Source organism: Pectinatus sottacetonis, assembly GCF_015732155.1.
Lineage (GTDB): Bacteria > Bacillota > Negativicutes > Selenomonadales > Selenomonadaceae > Pectinatus > Pectinatus sottacetonis.
In genome coordinates this window covers 312,541-334,688 of the sequence record NZ_WIQK01000001.1, presented here as the reverse complement: position 1 = coordinate 334,688, position 22,148 = coordinate 312,541, and the positions used below count along the sequence as shown (strand labels likewise).

General features: G+C 34.2%; 21 protein-coding genes, 5 tRNA genes, 1 riboswitch and 1 other annotated feature. Of the genes, 23 read left to right on the top strand and 3 right to left on the bottom strand.

Going from position 1 to position 22,148, the window contains the following annotated elements:
• Nucleotides 1-274 precede the first annotated feature (274 nt).
• Both I6760_RS01480 and I6760_RS01475 read right to left on the bottom strand, forming a co-directional pair.
• The gene (locus tag I6760_RS01480; protein ID WP_196592753.1) at nucleotides 275-1,207 is read right to left on the bottom strand and encodes a SufB/SufD family protein; all 933 of its coding nucleotides are present in this window, start codon (nucleotides 1,205-1,207) and stop codon (nucleotides 275-277) included.
• A complete protein-coding gene (locus I6760_RS01475) occupies nucleotides 1,207-1,935 on the bottom strand; it encodes an ABC transporter ATP-binding protein (protein WP_196592752.1) in 729 nt (242 codons plus the stop codon). The genes I6760_RS01480 and I6760_RS01475 overlap by 1 nt, the downstream gene beginning before the upstream one ends.
• Before the next feature lie 233 nt (nucleotides 1,936-2,168).
• Between I6760_RS01475 and I6760_RS01470 the strand changes: the two genes are divergently transcribed.
• The 18 genes from I6760_RS01470 to I6760_RS01385 all read left to right on the top strand — a co-directional run bounded on the left by I6760_RS01470 (nucleotide 2,169) and on the right by I6760_RS01385 (nucleotide 15,193).
• A tRNA-Pro gene (locus I6760_RS01470) sits at nucleotides 2,169-2,245 on the top strand.
• 97 nt (nucleotides 2,246-2,342) lie between these two features.
• Nucleotides 2,343-2,418 (top strand) — tRNA-Thr (locus I6760_RS01465).
• A 4-nt stretch (nucleotides 2,419-2,422) separates the two neighbouring features.
• A tRNA-Met gene (locus I6760_RS01460) sits at nucleotides 2,423-2,498 on the top strand.
• A 4-nt stretch (nucleotides 2,499-2,502) separates the two neighbouring features.
• Nucleotides 2,503-2,578, top strand: a tRNA-Thr gene (locus I6760_RS01455).
• Nucleotides 2,579-2,589: 11 nt separating this feature from the next.
• Nucleotides 2,590-2,666 (top strand) — tRNA-Met (locus I6760_RS01450).
• Between the two features lie 230 nt (nucleotides 2,667-2,896).
• Nucleotides 2,897-3,046: a 50S ribosomal protein L33 gene (gene rpmG / locus I6760_RS01445; protein WP_196592751.1), complete on the top strand. Its 150-nt coding sequence runs from the start codon at nucleotides 2,897-2,899 to the stop codon at nucleotides 3,044-3,046.
• A gap of 132 nt (nucleotides 3,047-3,178) precedes the next feature.
• Complete coding sequence (gene secE / locus I6760_RS01440) at nucleotides 3,179-3,388, top strand: preprotein translocase subunit SecE (RefSeq protein ID WP_196594715.1); 210 nt, start codon at nucleotides 3,179-3,181, stop codon at nucleotides 3,386-3,388.
• Nucleotides 3,389-3,408: 20 nt separating this feature from the next.
• Nucleotides 3,409-3,954, top strand: coding sequence for a transcription termination/antitermination protein NusG (nusG, locus tag I6760_RS01435; protein ID WP_196592750.1), 546 nt, complete (start codon nucleotides 3,409-3,411; stop codon nucleotides 3,952-3,954).
• Nucleotides 3,955-3,981: 27 nt separating this feature from the next.
• A complete protein-coding gene (gene rplK / locus I6760_RS01430; protein ID WP_196592749.1) occupies nucleotides 3,982-4,407 on the top strand; it encodes a 50S ribosomal protein L11 in 426 nt (141 codons plus the stop codon).
• A gap of 52 nt (nucleotides 4,408-4,459) precedes the next feature.
• Nucleotides 4,460-5,161: a 50S ribosomal protein L1 gene (gene rplA / locus I6760_RS01425; RefSeq protein ID WP_196592748.1), complete on the top strand. Its 702-nt coding sequence runs from the start codon at nucleotides 4,460-4,462 to the stop codon at nucleotides 5,159-5,161.
• Nucleotides 5,160-5,315 (top strand) — a sequence feature (ribosomal protein L10 leader region). It overlaps the preceding gene by 2 nt.
• Nucleotides 5,316-5,331: 16 nt before the next feature.
• Entirely contained in the window at nucleotides 5,332-5,871 is a 540-nt protein-coding gene (gene rplJ, locus I6760_RS01420) for a 50S ribosomal protein L10 (protein ID WP_196592747.1), read from the top strand.
• Nucleotides 5,872-5,921: 50 nt separating this feature from the next.
• Nucleotides 5,922-6,290: a 50S ribosomal protein L7/L12 gene (rplL, locus tag I6760_RS01415; protein WP_196592746.1), complete on the top strand. Its 369-nt coding sequence runs from the start codon at nucleotides 5,922-5,924 to the stop codon at nucleotides 6,288-6,290.
• A 215-nt stretch (nucleotides 6,291-6,505) separates the two neighbouring features.
• Nucleotides 6,506-6,684: riboswitch (cobalamin riboswitch) on the top strand.
• A gap of 205 nt (nucleotides 6,685-6,889) precedes the next feature.
• A complete protein-coding gene (locus I6760_RS01410; RefSeq protein ID WP_196594714.1) occupies nucleotides 6,890-9,100 on the top strand; it encodes a methylmalonyl-CoA mutase family protein in 2,211 nt (736 codons plus the stop codon).
• Nucleotides 9,097-11,298: a methylmalonyl-CoA mutase gene (gene scpA / locus I6760_RS01405; RefSeq protein WP_196594713.1), complete on the top strand. Its 2,202-nt coding sequence runs from the start codon at nucleotides 9,097-9,099 to the stop codon at nucleotides 11,296-11,298. The genes I6760_RS01410 and scpA overlap by 4 nt, the downstream gene beginning before the upstream one ends.
• 4 nt (nucleotides 11,299-11,302) lie before the next feature.
• The gene (gene meaB, locus I6760_RS01400) at nucleotides 11,303-12,484 is read left to right on the top strand and encodes a methylmalonyl Co-A mutase-associated GTPase MeaB (RefSeq protein WP_196592745.1); all 1,182 of its coding nucleotides are present in this window, start codon (nucleotides 11,303-11,305) and stop codon (nucleotides 12,482-12,484) included.
• Between the two features lie 51 nt (nucleotides 12,485-12,535).
• Complete coding sequence (locus tag I6760_RS01395; RefSeq protein ID WP_196592744.1) at nucleotides 12,536-13,105, top strand: peptide-methionine (S)-S-oxide reductase; 570 nt, start codon at nucleotides 12,536-12,538, stop codon at nucleotides 13,103-13,105.
• Between the two features lie 147 nt (nucleotides 13,106-13,252).
• Nucleotides 13,253-13,990 carry a DUF4198 domain-containing protein gene (locus I6760_RS01390; RefSeq protein WP_196592743.1) on the top strand — a complete coding sequence of 246 codons (738 nt, stop codon included), beginning with the start codon at nucleotides 13,253-13,255 and terminating at the stop codon, nucleotides 13,988-13,990.
• 366 nt (nucleotides 13,991-14,356) lie between these two features.
• Complete coding sequence (locus I6760_RS01385; protein ID WP_196592742.1) at nucleotides 14,357-15,193, top strand: MBL fold metallo-hydrolase; 837 nt, start codon at nucleotides 14,357-14,359, stop codon at nucleotides 15,191-15,193.
• Nucleotides 15,194-15,203: 10 nt separating this feature from the next.
• Here the strand turns inward: I6760_RS01385 and I6760_RS01380 are convergent, their stop codons facing one another.
• The gene (locus I6760_RS01380) at nucleotides 15,204-16,376 is read right to left on the bottom strand and encodes a PucR family transcriptional regulator (RefSeq protein WP_196592741.1); all 1,173 of its coding nucleotides are present in this window, start codon (nucleotides 16,374-16,376) and stop codon (nucleotides 15,204-15,206) included.
• A 270-nt stretch (nucleotides 16,377-16,646) separates the two neighbouring features.
• Between I6760_RS01380 and I6760_RS01375 the strand changes: the two genes are divergently transcribed.
• The 5 genes from I6760_RS01375 to I6760_RS01355 all read left to right on the top strand — a co-directional run bounded on the left by I6760_RS01375 (nucleotide 16,647) and on the right by I6760_RS01355 (nucleotide 22,145).
• Nucleotides 16,647-17,717, top strand: coding sequence for a pyridoxal phosphate-dependent aminotransferase (locus I6760_RS01375; protein ID WP_196592740.1), 1,071 nt, complete (start codon nucleotides 16,647-16,649; stop codon nucleotides 17,715-17,717).
• Nucleotides 17,718-17,853: 136 nt separating this feature from the next.
• Nucleotides 17,854-18,510, top strand: a complete 657-nt coding sequence (locus I6760_RS01370; protein WP_196592739.1) for an amino acid ABC transporter permease — start codon at nucleotides 17,854-17,856, stop codon at nucleotides 18,508-18,510.
• Between the two features lie 176 nt (nucleotides 18,511-18,686).
• A complete protein-coding gene (locus tag I6760_RS01365; protein ID WP_196592738.1) occupies nucleotides 18,687-19,448 on the top strand; it encodes a DeoR/GlpR family DNA-binding transcription regulator in 762 nt (253 codons plus the stop codon).
• A 242-nt stretch (nucleotides 19,449-19,690) separates the two neighbouring features.
• On the top strand, nucleotides 19,691-21,712 hold the full coding sequence (locus I6760_RS01360) for a BglG family transcription antiterminator (RefSeq protein WP_196592737.1): 2,022 nt from the start codon (nucleotides 19,691-19,693) through the stop codon (nucleotides 21,710-21,712).
• Entirely contained in the window at nucleotides 21,705-22,145 is a 441-nt protein-coding gene (locus tag I6760_RS01355; protein WP_196592736.1) for a PTS sugar transporter subunit IIA, read from the top strand. Before I6760_RS01360 ends, I6760_RS01355 begins: the two co-directional genes overlap by 8 nt.
• Nucleotides 22,146-22,148: the final 3 nt, after the last annotated feature.

The following is a 22,148-nucleotide window of genomic DNA, read 5'->3' as shown; positions in this document are numbered from 1 at the left end:
CAATATTACATTCATAAAAAATAAAGTAATATTGATTATTACTTTATTTCCACAAGAAAACAAAAAATATTATAAAATATAATGAAAAAGTTTCTTTTTTAATTATTATATTTTACTGTATTTATACGGTAATTATGATTTTGTGCGTGATTTAGATAAAGATTTTTTTTAATACACTATCAGATAATAAAAAAATGACAGAAGAAAAGGACCTTCTGTCAAAATGAAAATAAAAAATATATTGGATAATAATTCAAATCACATAGCTAAGTAGTCATTTTAAAAATCCAGCAATTATATGTTGTTCAGCTTCTTTTTCCGTTAGTCCTAAAGACATTAATTTTATAAGTTGTTCACCGGCTATTTTCCCAATGGCTGCTTCGTGGATTAAATTAGCTCCAGGATCATTTGCCTTTATTTCAGGAACTGCAGCTATATGTGCTTCATCCATTATTATAGCATCACATTCCGAATGACCATGGCATTTGTTATTTCCATAAATTTTAGCAGTAAACAATTGCCGTGATTTATCCTGTGCTACAGCACGTGATACAACATTAGCACTTGAATTCTGCCCATCCAGATCTACCTGAAAGTCACTTTCAGCATATTGTGATTCATGGGTTAGAAGTTTTTCTTTTACAATAAAAGTGGCATTTTTGTTAACGCGGGCATTAGTTATGCGTTTAGTGGAATTGATACCACGGATTTGTGTTGATTCCATTTCCATGTAGCCATTTTCTTCTATATTTACGATTGTAGTAGGATTCATAATTTTTTCCCCAGTGCCACCACCTTCACCAAAATGTTTTTCTATGTACTTTACTCGGGAATTTTTCCCTACATAGAATGAATGAATACCATCATGCTGTGAATCATGGCTACCACAGTTATTTATACCGCAGCCGGCAATAATAGTTACATCACAGTTATCTCCAATATAAAAGTCATTATAAACCAATTCAGACTGTCCAGATTTATCCATGATAACAGGAATATATACTTTTTCATTTTTGGTTCCAGATTTTATGTTTATATCAATGCCATCCTTGCCATCAGTTTTTTTGGTAATAGTTATATTATCACTGGAAGCACGGACAAAGGGCGTACCATTCAGCCGTATGTTATAAGCACCATTAGGTAAATTTGTCAAACCAGAAATTGTTTCCAGTAACTGACGTTCACTGTCATTAAGTTTTTGTTCCATTATTTATCCACTCCTTTATATATGTCACAGCTTCCGGCAATAGATACTAATCGAGGAATGATTACGTCTTTTTTACCAATTTGTTCTACATGTCCATCAGCTATAAGAATAATTTCATCGGCAATATTTAATATTCTTTCCTGATGTGAGATGATTACAATAGTGTGATGTGTATTATGCATTTTTTCAAAGACTTGTATGAGCTTTTGGAAACTCCAAAGATCAATACCTGCTTCAGGTTCATCAAAAATAGCCAATTTAGTAGATTTTCGGGCTAGTATAGTAGCTATTTCTATACGTTTTATTTCCCCACCGGAAAGAGAGGTGTCAACATCTCTTCCTACATAATCAGCGGCACATAATCCTACCTCAAGCAAATATTCACAAGCTCCCTTAGTAGTTAGTTCTTCTCCAGCAGCTAGTGATAAAAGTTCCTTAACTGTTATACCCTTAAAACGTATAGGTTGTTGAAAAGCGAAACTTATTCCTGTCTGGGCACGTTTTGTTATATCCCAGTCGGTTATATTTGTGCCGTTAAATATTATTTCACCAGAGGTAGGCTTTTCTATTCCCATGATTATTTTAGCAAGAGTTGATTTACCTCCGCCATTAGGACCTGTTATTACGATAGTTTTTTTATCATCTATATTTAGATTGATATTTTTTAGTATTTCCTTAGAGCCCTTTTCGTCTTTTACAGTAAAAGACAAATTATTTAATTTTAGCATAACATATCTCCTAAATTTATTATGTGGAAGTTTATTTATAAAATAAGTAATAAATATATTATATATAATAAATTAGCTATAGACAATATATTAGTCTATTCATAATTATAATATAAATAATATTTTAGTTTTTTAAAAAGCATAATAGTTATTATTAATTTTACAGATGAAAAAAAATGAAAAAAAGTATTGCATTTTTAAAATAAAAAAGGTATAATATATTTTGTTTCCAACGGGATGTAGCACAGCTTGGTAGCGCGCATCGTTCGGGACGATGAGGTCGCAGGTTCGAATCCTGTCATCCCGACCATTTGTAAAAGTGCTTTATAAAATAAAAAAAGTTCTTTACAAATGAGTTAGAATGTGGTAACATCTTATATCAGTGACCGATTGAAAAAACTGAACAGGCTGATGTAGCTCAATTGGCAGAGCAGCTGATTTGTAATCAGCAGGTTGGAGGTTCAAGTCCTCTCGTCAGCTCCAATATCGCGGGGTGGAGCAGTTGGTAGCTCGTCGGGCTCATAACCCGAAGGTCAGAGGTTCAAGTCCTCTCCCCGCAACCAATATGCTGATGTAGCTCAGTCGGCAGAGCGTATCCTTGGTAAGGATAAGGTCACCAGTTCAATCCTGGTCATCAGCTCCAGAAAAAAATGTGGCGGCGTAGCTCAGTTGGCTAGAGCATGCGGTTCATACCCGCAGTGTCCGCGGTTCAAATCCGTGCGCCGCCACCAGAACTGAATTGTAACCCCTTTTCAATGGGGGTTTTATTTATGTAAATAAGGAATAATGGTTTTGATTACCAGTTTTTGATTGACAGTTACAGTGTGAATATGGTAAAGTTTATGATATTGGCAAGGTTTTCCCATAGTTTGTTTTACAAAGATATACAGCCGCTGATTTTCAGAAGAAAATGTAGGTTGTGGTCTATAATAGAATTATTTTATTAAGGAGTGCATGAAGAATGCGTAATGCTGTTACTTTGGCTTGTACTGTTTGCAAACAGCGTAACTATCAAACCAATAAAAACAAAAAGAATGATCCGGATAGATTGGAAATGAATAAATATTGTAAGTTCTGCAAGAAACATACATTACATAAAGAAACAAAATAATTTATTGTTTTATTTGCAGCTTACGGTACTGTGCGACGGCCTTAATTTGGCAGATAATATAACTGCTAATAAAGATGAAGCGTTTTACAATGTATTTATTTTAGGATGTGAATAAACTTGGCTGATGAGAAAATGACAACTGAAGAAAAAAAGAATCATAGCTTTAATTTAAAAGAATTTTTAAATGGCGTCATGTTTGAAATGAAGAAAGTGGTTTGGCCAACTCGTAAAGAATTGTCTTCTTATACAGCCGTTGTATTTATCGCAGTGATATTTGTTTGTGCTCTCATCTGGATATGTGATAATTTTTTTGCCAGAGTTTTGGAATTGATTTTACGTTAAGTGCCGGGGAGGTGTAATGAATGTCCATTGATACGGAAAATATAAAAAAATGGTATGTCATTCATACTTATTCCGGTTATGAAAATAAGGTAAAGGCTAATTTGGAACGAAAAGTTCATTCTATGGGAATGGAAGATGAAATATTTAAAATTGTAGTTCCCATGGAAAATGAAATTGAAAAGAAAAATGGCAAGGAAAAAGTGGTCAGCCATAAAATTTTCCCTGGGTATGTATTAGTAGAAATGATCGTAAGTGATCGTTCTTGGTATGTCGTTAGGAATACGCCAGGTGTAACGGGGTTTGTTGGCTCTGGGACTAAACCTATTCCTCTTAGTGAAGGCGAAGTCAAGAAAATTTTAGGATCCTGTGATGAAAATGGTGAAGGCAAGGTTCATCTTGATATTGAAGTAGGAGAAAGTGTACATATTAATTCAGGAGCTTTCGAAAATTTTGCGGCTACCGTTACTGAAATTGATTATAATAAATCTAAAGTAAAAGTTATTATTGATATGTTTGGCAGGGAAACAACTGTTGAAGTTGGCTTTGACCAAATAGAAAAAATATAGTCTATTTAGTTTAAGGAGGTGTTATTAATGCCGAAAAAAGTTGTTAAAATGGTAAAGTTACAAGTTCCTGCTGGTAAAGCTACTCCAGCTCCTCCAGTTGGTCCAGCATTAGGACAGGCCGGGGTTAACATTATGGCTTTTGTAAAAGAATTTAACGAACGCACCGCAAAGCAGGCTGGACTTATTATCCCAGTTGAAATTAGTGTGTTTGAGGATCGTTCCTTTACTTTTATCACTAAGACGCCGCCAGCTGCTGTGTTATTAAAAAAAGCTGCTGGCATAGATAAGGCTTCTGGCGAACCTAATAAAACAAAAGTTGCTAAATTAGCACGTGCAAAAGTTGTTGAAATAGCACAAACAAAAATGCCTGACTTAAACGCTGCTGATATTGAGGCTGCTACCCGCATCATAGAAGGAACAGCACGTAGCATGGGTATTGAAATCGTAGATTGATTTTGTACTCGTGGGAGGCAAAACCGTTATAACCACGAAAGGAGAATTTTTTATGGCCAAATTTGGCAAGAAATATCAAGATGCAGCAAAACTTATTGAAGATAAGTTTTATGATGCTGCTGAAGCAGTTGATTTAGTAAAGAAAACAGCTACAGCAAAATTCGATGAAACTATAGAAGCTGCCATTCATTTAGGGGTAGATCCTAAATATGCTGATCAGCAAGTACGCGGTGCTTTAGTTTTACCACATGGTACAGGCAAGGCAAAACGTGTTTTAGTTTTTGCTAAGGGTGATAAAGTTAAGGAAGCAGAAGATGCTGGTGCTGATTTTGTTGGTTCAGATGAATTTGTGACTAAAATTCAGGGTGGATGGTTTGATTTTGATGTTACAGTAGCAACACCTGATATGATGGGAGTTGTTGGTCGCTTGGGTAAACTTCTTGGCCCTCGTGGCTTAATGCCTAATCCTAAATTAGGCACTGTTACCATGAATTTAACTAAAGCTGTTAATGAAATCAAAGCAGGTAAGATAGAATATCGTACCGATAAAGCGGGAAATATTCATGTTCCTATTGGGAAAGCGTCTTTTGATAATGCTAAATTATTAGAGAATCTTCAGATTTTACTTGATACACTTGTAAAAGTAAAACCAGCTGCTGTAAAAGGACAGTACATGAAATCTGTTACTATAGCTGCAACTATGGGACCAGGGATTCACATTAACCCGCTTATAAAGACTTCTAAAGCTGAATAATATAATTCTTATAAAACTTAAGACAGCAGGTGCTGCAGACGCAGTATAATAGATAAGCCTGCCGAGGTTAAATGGATTTTTGATATATAGTATTTAATATAATCTTAAATTCAGCCTGCGGCAGGAATGTCGCAGGCTGTTTTAGTTTTGTATGAGAGGAGGTGTTTTCATTGGCAGTACGTCCAGAAAAACAAGCTATTGTTGCTGAATTAAAAGAAGAACTTTCTAAAATACAAAGTCTTGTTCTTACAGGATATAAAGGTCTTAATGTTTCACAGGATACTCAACTGCGTACAAAAATGCGTGAAGCAGGTGTTACTTACCGTGTAGTAAAAAATACTATGCTGCGTTTTGCTGTGAAAGAATTGGGATATGAAGAATTGGTTCCTTACTTAGAAGGTACTACCGCTATTGCTTATTCGGCAGAAGATCCTGTTGCACCAGCAAAGGTAATCGAAGCTTTTATTAAGGAAAATAACTTAGCAAAAACAGATGTTTTAACTGTTAAAGCTGGTGTAGTTGATGGTAAAGTTATTGATGAAGCTGGAGTTAAAGAATTGGCTTCCCTGCCATCTCGCGAAGTTCTCATTGCCAAAATGCTTGGCAGTATGCAGGCTCCTATTTCCGGTATGGTCAATGTACTTCAAGGAACTATTCGCAACGCTGTATATGTGCTTGAAGCTATTCGTAAACAAAAAGAATCAGCATAAGCAGATTACTATATAAAACTAATAAAAATTATCTTATGGAGGATATTAAAATGACTAAAGAAGAAATAATGCAGGCCATTGAAGAAATGACTGTTCTTGAATTATCTGAACTCGTAAAAGCTATGGAAGACAAATTTGGTGTTAGTGCAGCTGCTCCTGTTGCTGTTGCAGCTGCTCCCGCTGCCGGTGGTGCTGCTGCTGAAGAAAAAACTGAATTTGATGTAGTTCTTGCATCAATTGGTGCTAGCAAAATCAATGTAATTAAAGCTGTACGTGCCATTACAGGTCTTGGCTTAAAAGAAGCTAAAGCTTTAGTTGATGGTGCACCTGCTCCTATCAAAGAAAAAGTTTCTAAAGATGAAGCTGCTGATATTAAAGGCAAATTAGAAGAAGCCGGCGCAACTGTAGAAGTAAAATAAATTATTTTACAGCTCGGTTAAAAAAGCCCTGTATCTAAAAAAGATATGGGGCTTTTATATTTTTCTATATGTAAAAAAATATAATAAAAATTTAAAAAGTATTAATTAAAAAAACATTATGTTATAATTTTCATAATAACTGTGTCATATTAAAAAATATCTAAAAAAGTATAGTTGACAAATACAATAAATCCGGTTAATATTAACATGAAAATAGAATATAGAGGAAAACAGGTGTCTATTAGGACTTAATAGGGAATTCGGTATAAGCCGAAGCGGTCCCGCCACTGTAAAGATGAGTTTTTCAAACTATGCCACTGAAGCTGATGCTTTGGGAAGGCTTGAAAATACAATGAGTCTAAGCCAGGAGAACTGCCTGTTTTAACATCACCGTTAGCATCAGAACTTATTGATGCTTATACCTGCGAGCGATAGGGAGGAGATTTTTACTGTGCATATAAAATTTTACATAGTTATTTCTCCGGCTTAGTTTTTTAGCCGGTTTTTTATTTGCCTAAATTTTATAAAGCTTAGTATTTATCATCTGTCTGGAACTTGCAGACAGATTTTTTTATTTTGTAATTTTGAGAGGGAGGTTTCTGATGAAAGAAGAAACAAAAAATCAAGATGAAGGCGGCAGTCTTGATTTGAAGGCTATGCTGAAAAAAGCGGACGAACAAACAGATTTTCCTAAAGTACCATTTGATGAGTTTGTTCCGCCTACTTATGAAGAATGGAAAGATGCCTGTATTGCGCTGCTAAAGGGTGCACCATTTGATAAGAAAATGTATACGAAAACATATGAAGGCATTACATTTGAACCTATGTATACCAAGGCTATGACAGAAAGTATCCTACCCAAAAATTCTTTTCCGGGAATGAATGATTTTATGCGTGGTTCACGTATAAGTGGGTATGTAGGACAGCCATGGGGTGTGGCACAGTCATGTGATGAAACTCTGCCGAAGGAAAATAATGAGCTTCTCAAACATGAAATTGACAGGGGATCAACTATCTATAATTTGAGGCTTGACAGGGCTACTATATTGAATGAGGATGCTCAAAATGCCGATAAGGTTGGTGATGAAGGTTGTAGTATAACTACACTTGCTGATATGCATAATATTCTTAACGGTCTTGATCTGAAGAAATATAGGTTATATATTTATGCAGGTGCATCGGCACTGCCTATTTTATCAATGGCTGCAGGGGCATTACAAGCATCAGGGAAACATTTGAAAGAACTGCATGGTTTTATAGGCGCGAATCCTATTGGACAGATGGTAGCACAAGGAAAAAATTACACTGCCCTTACTGATTTGTATGATGAAATGTACCAATGTGCGTTATGGGCTGATAAAAATACACCTGACTTGCGGACTATTATGGCAAAAAGTGATGTGTTTAGTCGTGGTGGAGCTAATGATGTACAGGAAATGGCATATACGATATCCATGGCTGTAGCTTATTTGAGAGCTATGCAGGAACGCGGTTTGACAATTAAGCAAGCGGCATCAAAGATTTGTTTTGGTTTTTCAATGGGTGCTAATTTCTTTATCCAGATAGCAAAATTGAGGGCCGTTCGTCCTATATGGGCAAAAATTGTAGAAGCATTTGGCGGAGATGAAAACGATCAGCGTATGTATATTCATGCCAGACCGGCATTGTTTTTTAAAACAGTTTATGATCCCTATGTAAATATGCTCAGAAATACTACGGAAATTTTTTCTGGTGTTGTTGGAGGGGTGGATTCATATGAAAATGCAACTTTTGATGAACCTATTAGAAAAGGTGATGAATTTTCCCGCCGTATAGCCCGTAATGTGCAGATTATGCTTCAAGAAGAGTTTGGTTTATTAAAACCGATAGATCCGGCAGGTGGTTCATGGGCTGTTGAAAGTCTGACAAAACAGATGAAGGAAAAGATTTGGGCAGAATTTCAATTAATAGAACAAAAAGGTGGATTAATCAAGGCCCTTCAGGAAGGATATCCGCAGACTCAGATCGCTGAAGTATTGCAATCAAGATTCAAAAATGCAGAATTTCGTAAAGATCGTATTGTTGGGAATAATATGTATCCTAATATGACAGAAAAACTGATTGATAAACGTCCGGAAGATACAGTTGCCCTTAAAAAGCAACGTACAGATGAAATTAACGAATATTTGAGTGATATTGATGAAGTATTTAAGCAGGAAAAGCTAAGTAAACTAGCTGATATATCACAGAAAAATTTGGTTGATTCAGCTATAGAGGCAGTAAAATCTGGGGCAACTATTGCTGAAATACGTAAAGCGCTTAATACGAGATATGATGGTGTAAGTGAAAATATAGAAGTAATAATGCCGCACCGTTGGAGTGAAAGATATGAAGCTTTGCGTAAGGTAACAGAAAATTATAAAGAAAGAAATAATGATAATGTCAAAGTGTTTTTAGCGAATATGGGGCCGATACCGCAACATAAAGCCAGAGCAGATTTTTCTACCAGTTTTTTGCAAGTAGGGGCATTTGATGTCCTTTCAAACAATGGCTTTAAGACAACAGATGAGGCAGTTGAAGCGGCTAAAGAGTCAGGAGCAGATGTTGTTGTTATATGTTCTTCAGACAAAACATATCCGGAAATTGTGCCAGAATTAGCGCCTAAACTGAAAAAGGCTCTGCCGGATGCTGAACTCTATTTAGCTGGCGCTGCTCCTAAGGATTTAGAACCTGTATATCGAAAAGCTGGCGTGGATGATTTTATTTCAGTCAGAGCAAATTGTTATAAAATTTTACAGTTTTTGCAAAAAAAGAAAGGTATGGTTGAATAATGTCTTTTCAAAATCCTGATTTTAGCAAAATAAAAATTAATGACATACCATCCCATTCGGAAAAAGAATGGAAAGAACGTTTAGAAAAAGAAACAGGCATGAAATATGATGATTTAATTGGCAAAACAATGGAACATATTCCTGTAAAGCCAATGTACAATTTTGATGAGTATGCACATATGAACCATCTGGATTTTGCCAGTGGTATTCCTCCATGCCTGAGAGGTCCATATTCCACAATGTATGTATTTCGTCCATGGACAGTACGCCAGTATGCTGGGTTTTCTACAGCAGAAGAATCAAATGCATTTTATCGCCGCAACTTGGCAGCAGGACAAAAAGGATTGTCTATAGCATTTGATTTACCGACACATCGCGGTTATGATTCTGATAATCCTCGTGTATTGGGTGATGTAGGTAAAGCTGGTGTTGCTATTGACTCCATTTTGGACATGCGTATACTATTCAGTGGGATTCCACTTGATCAAATGTCAGTATCAATGACAATGAATGGAGCTGTGCTGCCGATAATGGCTTTCTACATTCTATCAGGAGAAGAACAGGGTGTAGATAAGAAAGTTATGGCTGGAACAATTCAAAATGATATTTTGAAAGAATTTATGGTTCGTAATACTTATATTTATCCTCCGGAAATGTCTATGCGCATAATAGGTGATATATTTGAATATACAACAAAATATATGCCTAAGTTTAACAGTATATCCATATCAGGTTATCATATGCAGGAAGCAGGTGCTACTGCTGATATTGAACTGGGATATACTCTGGCAGATGGACTTGAATATATAAGGACAGGTGTTAATGCAGGATTGCCTATAGACTCTTTTGCTAAGCGTTTATCATTTTTCTGGGCAATAGGAAAAAATTATTTTATGGAAGTGGCAAAAATGCGTGCCGCACGTGTTCTCTGGGCGAAAATAGTAAAATCGTTTGGTGCAGAAAACAATAAATCAATGGCACTTCGTACACATTGCCAGACTTCAGGCTGGTCACTTACAGCACAAGACCCGTTTAATAACATATCGAGAACCTGTATGGAAGCAATGGGAGCGGCTCTTGGTCATACACAGTCATTGCACACGAATGCTCTTGATGAAGCAATAGCATTGCCTACAGATTTTTCAGCGCGTATAGCTCGTAATACACAGCTTTATATCCAGGATGAAACACGAGTATGTAAAATAATTGATCCATGGGGTGGTTCTTATTATGTAGAAGCACTCACTGATGAAATAATTCGTCGTGCATGGGCTCATATCCAAGAAGTAGAAGCATTAGGTGGTATGGCTAAGGCAATATCTACAGGTTTGCCTAAGATGCGTATAGAAGAAGCCGCTGCCCGCCGCCAGGCACAGATAGATTCAGGCAATGAAACTATTGTTGGACTTAACAAATATCGTTTGGAAAAAGAAGATCCGTTGCAGATCCTGGCAATTGATAATACGGCTGTTCGTAATTCACAGATTGAACGATTAAAGAAATTACGTGCAGAACGTAATGATGATGAAGTGCGCAGTTGTCTTGAAGCTTTGACGAATGCTGCTGAATCGCGTAAAAATGGTAACCTGTTGGAATTAGCAGTAAATGCTGCTAGAGCACATGCTTCATTAGGTGAGATATCTGATGCTGTGGAAAAAGTTTCTGGTAGATTTAATGCGGTTATCCATACTATTTCGGGAGTTTATTCCTCTGAATTTACCGATAAGACTGAACTTAATAAAGCTCGGCATATGGCAGATGAATTTGAGAAGCTCACTGGTCGTCGGCCGCGTATTTTTGTAGCTAAAATGGGGCAGGACGGTCATGACAGAGGACAAAAAGTTATCGCTTCATCATTTGCTGACATGGGCTGGGATGTAGATGTAGGCCCGTTATTTCAGACACCTGAAGAAACAGCGCAGGATGCTGTTGATAATGATGTGCATATGGTAGGTTTTAGTTCTTTGGCTGCGGGACATAAAACATTATTGCCAGAGCTGGTAGAAGACTTAAAGAAATTAGGACGTGAAGATATATTAGTTGCCATTGGCGGTGTAATTCCTGTACAGGATTATGATTTCCTTTATGAACATGGTGCTGTGGCAATTTTTGCACCAGGAACAAATATTCCCGAAGCAGGAATAAAATTATTAACAATTTTAATTAATGATGCTAAGGAAGAATTAGCCGAGGGATGATATTATGGCTGAATATAAAAGTTTTAAGCCCGATTGGGCACCTGATGAAAAGGATGATGCTTTTGCCTGTAGCGTGATGGATGGTATCAATGGAATAAAAGATACAACGGTTGGTAATCTTAATCCTGAATACGCTAAAGGCCGGAGAAAACCTATATGCAGAAGAAAAATGGAAGTAGATGATTATGTAAAAGGAGTTTCAGAGGGAAACCGTATGATTTTATCACGGGCCATTACATTGATTGAAAGTAATAATCCCGCGCATTTTTCTAAGTCGCAACAAGTTTTGCAAAAACTTTTGCCACGGACAGGTAAGGCACTGCGTATAGGTGTAACAGGTGTTCCAGGTGCAGGAAAAAGTACGATAATAGAAACTTTTGGTAATATGCTATGTGATAGTGGACATAAGGTGGCAGTACTTACTGTTGATCCTACAAGTTCAGTTACTAAGGGATCAATATTGGGGGATAAGACGCGGATGGGTACTTTATCGCGTAACCCTAGTGCCTTTATAAGACCATCTCCAGCGGGAGGCACATTAGGCGGAGTTGCCAGAAAAAGCCGGGAAACTATGCTTATGTGTGAAGCCGCGGGTTATGATACTATTATTATTGAAACAGTTGGTGTTGGACAGTCGGAAATTACTGTGAGATCAATGGTCGATTTTTTTATGCTGGTTGTATTGACTGGTGCAGGAGATGAACTGCAAGGGATAAAAAAAGGAATAATGGAATTGGCAGATGCGATAGTAATCAATAAGGCTGATGGAGATAATCTTTTACGGGCCAAGGTATCACGTGGTGAATATGAAAGAATGATCGAATACATTAGACCGGCAACTGAAGGTTGGGAAACCCATGCATACCTTTGTTCAGCGTTGAAAAAAACTGGTCTAACTGAATTATGGGATGTAATAAAAATATTTGTAAAGGTAACCAAGCAGAAGGGATCTTTTCAACGCAGGCGTGATAATCAGCTGCTTGACTGGGTTCACAGTATGATAGATGAACACCTTCATAATTTGTTTTTTGATGATCCAGTGATAACGGGGCGTATGCCTGAGGTACGCAATGCTGTACTGGCAGGAAAAATTTCACCGACTCAAGCTGTAGGTGAGCTTATAAGATTGTTTGATGTTGAAAGAGCTGCTAAGCGTCGTGTTGATTTATTTGAGCCGACAAAGTAAAAAAAGTATATATTTTTATATTGTTGAATAATTTAAGCGGGAGGTGAGATAATGTTTACTAAGACAATTTATTTTTCCGGCGGGGATTTTCACGAGTTACAGGAAGTTTTTTCACGTATAAAAGGTGTAACTAGTACAGCTGTAGGATATATAAACACAGATAATGAAGCTCCTTCATACGAAAGTGTCATTAAGGGAAATATTCAGGCTGTTATGGGAATAAGGATTGACTATAACCCCAAGAAGATTGATCTATCAACATTGATGGATATTTTATTTACCATTATTGATCCTTATAGTAAGAATAAGCAAGGTGAATGTGAGGGACAGATGTATCAAAATGGTGTATATTATTGCGATTATGAAGATCAGCCGATTGTTGAATTATATATGAACTTTATAGCATCAAAAGGAAAAGCACCAGCCGTGACGACAGCTAATGTCACAATGAATGATCCATCAGGGGCAAAAGCATATCGCAGGTGCTATGTACAGGCTGTTCCTCTGGAAAATTTTTGTCTGGCAGAAGAGCAGCATCAACATTATTTGAGAAAAAATCCTACAACGAAGACTTTTATTGATTTTATGCGGTTGCGGGAACTGGATATTATTATGAGATGAACTACCATATACGCAGTATCATTTGTTGAAATTAATGGATGATACTGCGTATTGTTTTAAATCAGCAATATAAATATTTTGCAGGTTCAATATATTTATTGGATTTACAGGATACTTTTATATAAATATTAATTAGGCGGTGTTGTGATGAAAAAAATTTTTAGTAGTTTACTGTTGATAGGATTTCTGATGTGTTTTTTTGTAGTTGAACCGGTAAATGCCCATGGAGTATGGTTCGCAAATCGGTTAGACCAGACACAGTTGGTTTTAGGGGAAGGCTATAAGGATAATGCTTATGCCCCTGCTATGGTAAAAAAATTATATGGCTACGATGCAAATTACGACCACATAAATTTACAGGCCGTAAATCATAAAAACTATATAACAATTAAACCAGAAAAAAATCTTTCAGTAGCAGTAGTATTTTTTGATTATGGATATTGGAGCAATGGAACTGATGGAAAATGGCATAATGCTCCTATGAATATGGTCAAGGGGGCAACTATCGGGACACATGCTATAAAATACAGTGTTAATTATTTAAAATCAGTAAATAATCCTCAGCCGATAAATAATATTCCCTTGCAAATTGTCCCGCTTAAAGATCCTACAAAATTAAATGTAGGGGATCAGCTGCCAATACAAGTGTTATATAATGGAAAACCCTATTCTTATGCAGAAATTATTCCTGATGTTATTAACCATCATACAGTAACGATGAAAACGGATAAAGACGGTAAAGCTGTGTTGCCTGTTGCTAATGGAAGTATAAATGTGATTGGAATAGAAAAAGCCTTCCCATATAAAAATAAAAATGAAAAAGCAACCCAGGATAAAATTTTTTCCAGTCTGAGTTTTACTATTTATCCAGCAGAAAATGATTAATAGATTGTAGGATCTTATTTTATGCCTATAAAAAGATAAAAAATCATTTAAAGTATAATAATAATGAGACTATATATAATTTTTATAAAGAAGGAGAATATTCGTATTTTTTGATATGAGTATTCTCCTTTTTCAATACTTATTAAATAGGATATGCTTATTAGTTTTTATTTATGGATAAAAATAGTATAATTATTTTTAAGGAAGTAAAATAATAATTAAAAATATAGGCTTAATATATTCAGCTTTACGCATAAGTTGAATAGGTAAAAATTTTGTGTGTATTCAAATAAGTAAGATGTTATAAGACAAAAAGAGCCAAAATATTTTTTAATTTATAAAAATAATATGAAACAGGAGAAATATATGGAACTTAAAATAACAACATTAATTGAAAATATGCCAGGGAAGGATAATCCTCTTTGTTATGAGCACGGGTTTTCCCTGTTTATTGAATTTGCGGGTAAAAAAATAATTTTTGATACGGGGCAAACTGCATCATATATTAAAAATGCTGAAAGACTTAGTATTCCATTAAAAAAAGCTGATATACTTATAGTTAGTCATGGACACTATGATCATAGTGGTGGTGTGATGAAAACATTAGGTTTATTAGAAAATAAGATTAAGATGTATGTTGGAAATGAATTTTTTGCTTTAAAATATAAAAAAATGGAAAATGCTACTTATAGATTTAATGGAATAAATTTTACAGAAAATGATTTAAAAAACAATTATGTTCAGTTGTATAAAATATCGGATGATATGACATTTGTCAGTGATAAGATTATTCTTTTTAAAAATTTTGTTCCGAGTAATGATTTTGAAAAAAGAAATCCTAAATTTATGGTAAAAAAAGGAAATGATATGCTGCCTGATTCTTTTGCTGATGAAATAGTATTAGGGCTTATTACTACAAAAGGACTAGTTGTCATTGCAGGTTGTTCACATGTTGGTATTGTAAATATCTTAACAAATATTACTGCTAGGATAAATGTTCCGGTTTATGCAGTTTTGGGCGGAACCCATTTGGTCGAGGCAGATACGAACCGGATAGATAAAACTATAGCAGCTTTTCGTAAAATGAATATAAAGTATATAGCAGTATCACATTGTACAGGAGAAGCAGGGATTGCAGCAATTCGACAGAACATGAAAGATCAATTTATTTTAAATAACACCGGAAATGTTTTTTCAATTTAATATATTAAATTTATTCAAGTTTATTTTGCATAAGATACAGGTTGAATATAATAAATATTTGTTCATAAAAGTCATTATTTCCAAGATGGGGATGAAGGAGGTCCCTGCTTTTTTGCAAACGATATCTGATTGTATTGGGATGCTGAAAAAGTTCGGTTGCAGTTTTGGCAATTTCACCATTATTTTTTACATAGCAAATTAATGTTTGCAACAGACTAGACGTATATTTTTTGTCATAGTCGGATAAAATCTTTATGATAGTTTGTATTTTTTTGCGGATGCCAGACTGCTCTAAAAGAGGCAAAAGATAAAGATATATCTCTGATTTGTAGTAGTAAACATAAGCATTTTGGGTTATATAGCATGCTTGGTTGGCATAGATACTTTCTTGTATAGCTTGGTCAAAATGGGTAAATGTTTTATGCTTATTACTTATACCAATACGAAATAAGTCTGGTGAAATATCGAAGTGTTGTAAAATTTTATGACAAAGATTTATGTTGTTAAGGCAGTTGTCATTGTCAGAAAAAGTGTAGAAAATAATGAGTCCGCTTTTATATTTTACAAGAGAAATATTGGATAGATCGGTTTCTCTGTATTGTTTATAAAATAGTCTATTTAAGTAATTAAGTATTTCACGTGGTGAAGTGGTTTTATTATGGAAGGTAAGATAAAAAGTGATTAAATTATTTTTAAAATGAGGATTTATTTCACGGGCTGTAGAATTGATTTTTTCTTCATTATTAGTTTTAGTGAGCAGTTCGTAAATTTTTTCTTCAAATAAGAGATAATTTTGTTTTGATTTTAAAAGTTCATTAAAAGCGATGATAATGTCTTCCATGTATTCTGTAGAAAAAAGAAATAACGGAACATTATTATCATTGGCCATATTTATTATATTCAGGGGCATTTTTTGGAAAAAGACAGTCTTAACAGCAATGCCTGAAATTTTTTTTTCTATAAGGCGGGCAAAACTTTTTTCAATAAGTAAGGGGTTATCCTTGGCAAAGAATAATGATGTCATTATAAAATTGCCAGCATGAAAAACATCAAAACCATTATTGAACCATTCATATTCGAGGATATCTATATTGGTAATTGTATTTTCTAAGCCGTTTTTTCCGGCAACGAGTTTAAAGTTTTTAAAAATTGTCAAATTAATAACTTCTTTTATTTGTAACACGCTAAAATCCTCCTCCATAATATTTTTATACCATAACTATACATAACATTTTCTTCTTTTACAAGAAAATGTTATGTATAGTTAATTTTTTAGTTTCTATAAAAATAAGTGTAAATTTTTAGGCAAAAGTAAATAGAAAAAAGTGTTGTCATAGATTATACTGTAAAATAGTTGATACAATAATATGTAATATTGTTTAGAGCAAAGGCGCTCAAAATAAAACATTTGTTTTATTTTGGGTGCCTTTTAATTTTATAGGAGATGATTATATTGGGAAAATTTATGAGCATACGTTATAAGAATTTACAACCGTATATTCCAGGAGAACAGCCTAAAGATAGAAAATATATTAAACTTAATGCAAATGAAACATCATGTCCACCTTCGCCCAAAGTATTGGAAGTTTTAAAAAGTCCTAGAATGAAAAATTTGGGTGTTTATACAGATCCTTATTCTATGGAGCTTAAAGAAGCTGTTTCGTCTGCCTATGATATAAATACGCAGGAAGTTTTTGTAGGAAATGGTTCTGATGAAATTTTGGGATATATTTTTTTAGCCTTTTTAGAAAATAAAAAAATATGTTATCCTGATATTACATATAGTTTTTATAATACATTATCATTAGCACTTAACATTGATGCTGAAGAAATAAAATTGAAAAAAGATTTTAGTGTTGATTTGGAACAATTTATAAGGACAGATCGTCATGTAGTATTGGCTAATCCTAATGCACCTACGGGATATACATTATCAATTTCTCAGATAGAAGAAATTGTGAGTGCCAATAGGGACAGGCTGGTAGTGATTGATGAAGCTTATGTTGATTATGGTAATGAGAGCTGTATTCCCTTAATAAAAAAATATGATAATTTGTTAGTAGTGCATACTATGTCGAAATCGCGTAATTTGGCTGGGGCACATATAGGTTATTGTATTGGTTGTGAAGATTTAATAAAAGATGTTGAAGCAATAAAATCAGTATTGAATCCGTTTAATTTAAGTGATATAAGTATGGCAGTGGGAACTGCGGCTGTTAAAGATACAGAATATTTAAGACAAACTGTGCAAACTGTTATCGGGACGAGAGAGTTTGTGAAGGATGAGTTAAATAAACTGGGTTTTTGGGTTTTAGATTCAAGAACAAATTTTGTTTTTGTGCAGCATCCGTGGCTGAATGCGGAAGAATATAAAAATAAATTGAGGGGAAATGGCATATTGACACGTCATTATAAAAATCCGGCAAGAATAAGAAACTTTCTCAGAATAACTATAGGAACAAAAGAAGAAATGATGGTGCTACTAGAGGCAACAAGAAAAATTTTAATGGAATTGGCAGCTTAATGTATAAGTAAGGAACTTATCAAAAAAATAAATATTATTATAATATTTGAGCGAAGATGCTTTTAACAGAAAATAAAAGCATCTTTTATTTATTTAGAAAATATTCTGACAAAATAATAGGATGGTGTACAGTAATATGGATTTTGATTATTCACTTATAATAAATTCTTTTCCCTTGCTTTTGGAAGGAGCTTTTATTACTATCAAAATAACAGTATTGAGCGTTGCTATTGGTATAGTAGTGGGATTTTTAACAGGAACAGTAAGAATTTCCAATATTAAACCTTTACGTATTTTATCAATTTGTTATATAAACTTTATGCGGGGAACGCCACTTCTGGTTCAACTGTTTTTTGTATATTTTGCGCTGCCATTATTTACTGGGTTAAGGATAAGTCCATTTTTTGCCGCAATTTTTACATGTGGAATTAACAGTGGGGCTTATATAGCAGAAATTTTTCGCGCGGGTATACAATCTATTGATGACGGACAAATGGAAGCAGGACGTTCCCTGGGAATGAACTGGGTGCAGGCAATGTGGCTGGTGGTAATGCCGCAGGCATTTAAAAGAGTCATTCCGCCGCTGGGAAATGAATTTATTGCTCTTTTGAAGGATTCATCACTTGTATCAGTAATTGGTTTTGAAGAATTAACGCGCCGAGGACAATTAATTATTGCCAGAACATATGGATCTGTGGAAATTTGGCTTAGTGTGGCTATCCTTTATCTTATAATGACTTTGACTATTTCGCGCATAATATCATATATGGAAAGCCGATACGAAATAAAATAGATTTTTATTGCTGTGGCAGAGAGATGATCATTATTATGAATACTTTTCCAGAAAAAGTATTATATGATATAATACTTATTATTAATATTAGATTTTGTCGAAACTTTATTATGTACCGTCGACAGAATAATGACTGTGTAAAATAAGTTTTTAATAAAATATTTGGAGAGAAAATAATGTTTGTCCAGGAACGGCAGGAAAAGATAATAGAATTACTGCAAGAACGCGGGAGGGTATTGGTAAAAGACCTGAGTATATATTTTAAGGTTACTGATGATTGTATACGGAAAGATCTGGCATTACTGGAAAAAAAAGGATTACTCAAACGTGTATATGGCGGAGCTGTTTTGTATCGTACTAATACACATCAACTAAAGGTGCAGCAGCGGCGGGATGTGAACATTGAACAGAAGCAAATTATTGCCCAAAAAGCCTTGAGTTTAATAAATGAAGGCGAAGTTATATTTTTGGATATTTCGACTATAAATATAGAGCTGGCTAAATTGATATTTATGGCAGGATTAAAAGTGACTGTTATTACTAATATGATAGCTGTAATGAGTATAGCAGTGGAAAAAAAAGCGAAAGATTTTATTTTTATTGGTGGTGTTTTGGATTCTGGTTCTGATGGTTTTATTGGAACAACAGCCAATGATATTATTAAAAAATTTCAGTTTGATGCTGCTTTTATGGGAGCGGTTGGTATTGATATTTATAAAAATGCTGTTTATACATATAAAGCAGAAGATGGTTATACAAAAAAGACTGCAGTAGAAGCTGCTGGCAGGAGATATATTTTGGCAGAATCAGAAAAATTTTCCAGAAGTGGTAATTTTATTTATGCGGCTGTTACTGATTTTAATGCTATTGTTACAGAAAAAAAACTGCCATCGCTAGCATTGAAAAAATTACAGGAGTATGCTATTATGGTGTTCTAATAAAAAAATAAAGCCTGAAACTCTGATATTATAATTGTATCAGAGTTTTTTTGTATTTTTGAAGAAACTATTTTTCCTTTACATAATTATAATAATTTATAATTTTCCCATGTTGAGAAAATTTTTAGATTATTCATATGTTTACAAAACATACATTATGATGATATATTTTAAGTAACAAATAAAGTTCGCTGCGCAGTGATAAAGGGGGCTGTTGTTACCAATTGATACAGGTGAGATAAATGAAAAAATTTGATAGTAAAATTTATATTATTAAAATATTATTAACGAATACGGAAGCTGTGCCAATCAAAATATTAGCACAAAAAATAAACAAAAATCAGCGTACTGTCAGAAATTATTTAAAAGAAATAAAAGCGGAAAAAAAAGAATTTGTCTTAAAATGCAGTAAGCAAGGTGTATTTTTTGCCATTGAAAGAAATTTGAAAGAAAAGTATTTAAATTTGTATAACCAAATTTCCCAGCAGGAGCAATCTTCATTAACGCAGAGGCAAAGGCAGGAATATATACTAAAAGTGCTTTTCCTTGAGCGTAATAGTTATACGATACAATTATTTGCAGATGAGTTGTTTTGCAGTAAAAGCTGTATAATACAGGATTTAGTACAGATAGATAAGTGGCTTTCAAGTAAAAATATTACTTTATGCAGGCGGCAGAATCAAGGTATTTGGCTTGAAGGGGAAGAAAAAAATTTACGCTTGGGATTTAAAAAATTTTTAGACGAAATTAGTATATTTTACAGCACGCAACAGGATGCCAATAGTTCTGTTGAATTAGATCTTGATTATAGGATTAATATAACTAATTATAAAAGGATATGCGCTATTTTAAAAGGAATAGACATTATTTTTATTCAAAAAATAGTGCAAAATATTGAAAAAAAACTTAATTTTTGGTTTACAGAACAAGCTTTTCAAAATCTTGTTATTCATTTAGCAATTGCCGTAAAACGGATACGGGAAGATAAGTTTATTAAAAATTTTGCTCTTTCTCCTAAATTAAAAGAAACTCCGGAATATGCTGCTGCCAGTGAGATGATAAATATTTTAAGTAAAAAGTTAGGGTTAAAATTTCCTGTTTCTGAGATAGATTACGCAGCAGTGCATGTCTTGGGATCGAAAATCCAAATAAATGATGACAAGAATGTTATAGATTCGTTTATGGTCAATTATGGTAAAGCAGAGATTAACCTTGCCAGAGCAATACTTTCAATATCATCTAAAATTCTTCAGATCGATTTACTTTCGGACAAACAGCTTTCAATGCAATTGGTTCAACATTTGCGGCCCACTATTATAAGGATGAAACAGGGGCTTAGCCTGATTAATCCATTATTACTGCAAATAAAGAGAGAATATCCGGCAGCCTATGCAGCTGTATGGGCCTGTAATGATGTTTTTGAAAATATTGTGGGTGTTCCATTAAATGAAAATGAAGCAGCATATATAACTATGCATTTGGTAGTGGGAATTTCAAAATATAAGCCAAGGTATAAAGCTGTTGTTGTTTGTGCCAGCGGTATAGGAACATCACAGTTTATTACTAATAAGCTGGAACAGAATTTTCCTAATCTTGAGATAGTATTTACTCTGCCATACACTGATTTGACAGAGGAGATAAGGCAGCAGGCTGACATTGTGATTTCAACCATAAAAACAATTCAGGGAGAAAATACAGTTTATACTTCTGTATTATTGACCCAGAATGATAGGGAAAATATTAATAGAGTTTTACAAAAAATACGTATAAAAAAAGAAATTGATTTTAGCCTGCGGAAAAATGATCGGGACAACAATACTGTTCCCCTTGATATTTTTGATAGTAAATATTGCTATCTTGATGAAGCAACAGCATCATTTGAAGAAACTGTGATAAAATATGGTGCTATTATGGAAAAAGATGGGTTTGCCAAGAATAAATTTACAAATGATGTTATAAAAAGAGAACAGATAAGTTCTACGTATATTGGCTGCGGGATAGCAATTCCCCATGCAAAATCGTCTTTTGTTAATAGGTCAAAAGTTATCTTTATCCGTTTAAAAGAACCGATACAGTATTGTTCAAGTCAGGTCCATATAATACTATTGCTTTGTTTGTCATTAACAGGAACGGGAAGTGCAATGCAGTTTTTTAAAAACTTTTATTCAATATTATCAGATAAGGATAAAGTAGCAGCACTTCATAATGAAAACGATAAAAGGAAAATAGTAAACATTTTAAATAGTGGAGAAATAAATGAATAATTTAATAACAGAAAAAATGATAATACTGGATAAAGTATTAAAAGATAAAAATGAAATCATTACTACTCTGGCACAGCAGATGAATAGTGCCGGCCGCTTAAATAATCTTGATAAATATATTGATGCAGTGAAGTCAAGAGAGGCAGATTTTTCAACATCTATGGGTTTTTATGTAGCAATCCCACATGGAAAGTCTGATGCGGTAAAAAATTCGGCACTAGCTTTTATTCGCCTGAAAGATATGGTTGAGTGGAGTGACCAGGAAAAAGTAAAATATGTTTTTATGATAGCTGTTCCGCGTGAAAACAGTGGTGATGAACATTTGAAGATTTTAGCATCACTTTCCAGAAATTTGATTCATGAAGATTTTCGTGAAAAATTAATGACTTTGCAAAAGGCAAGTGAATTGGTTCAGATTATAGAGAATATATAATGG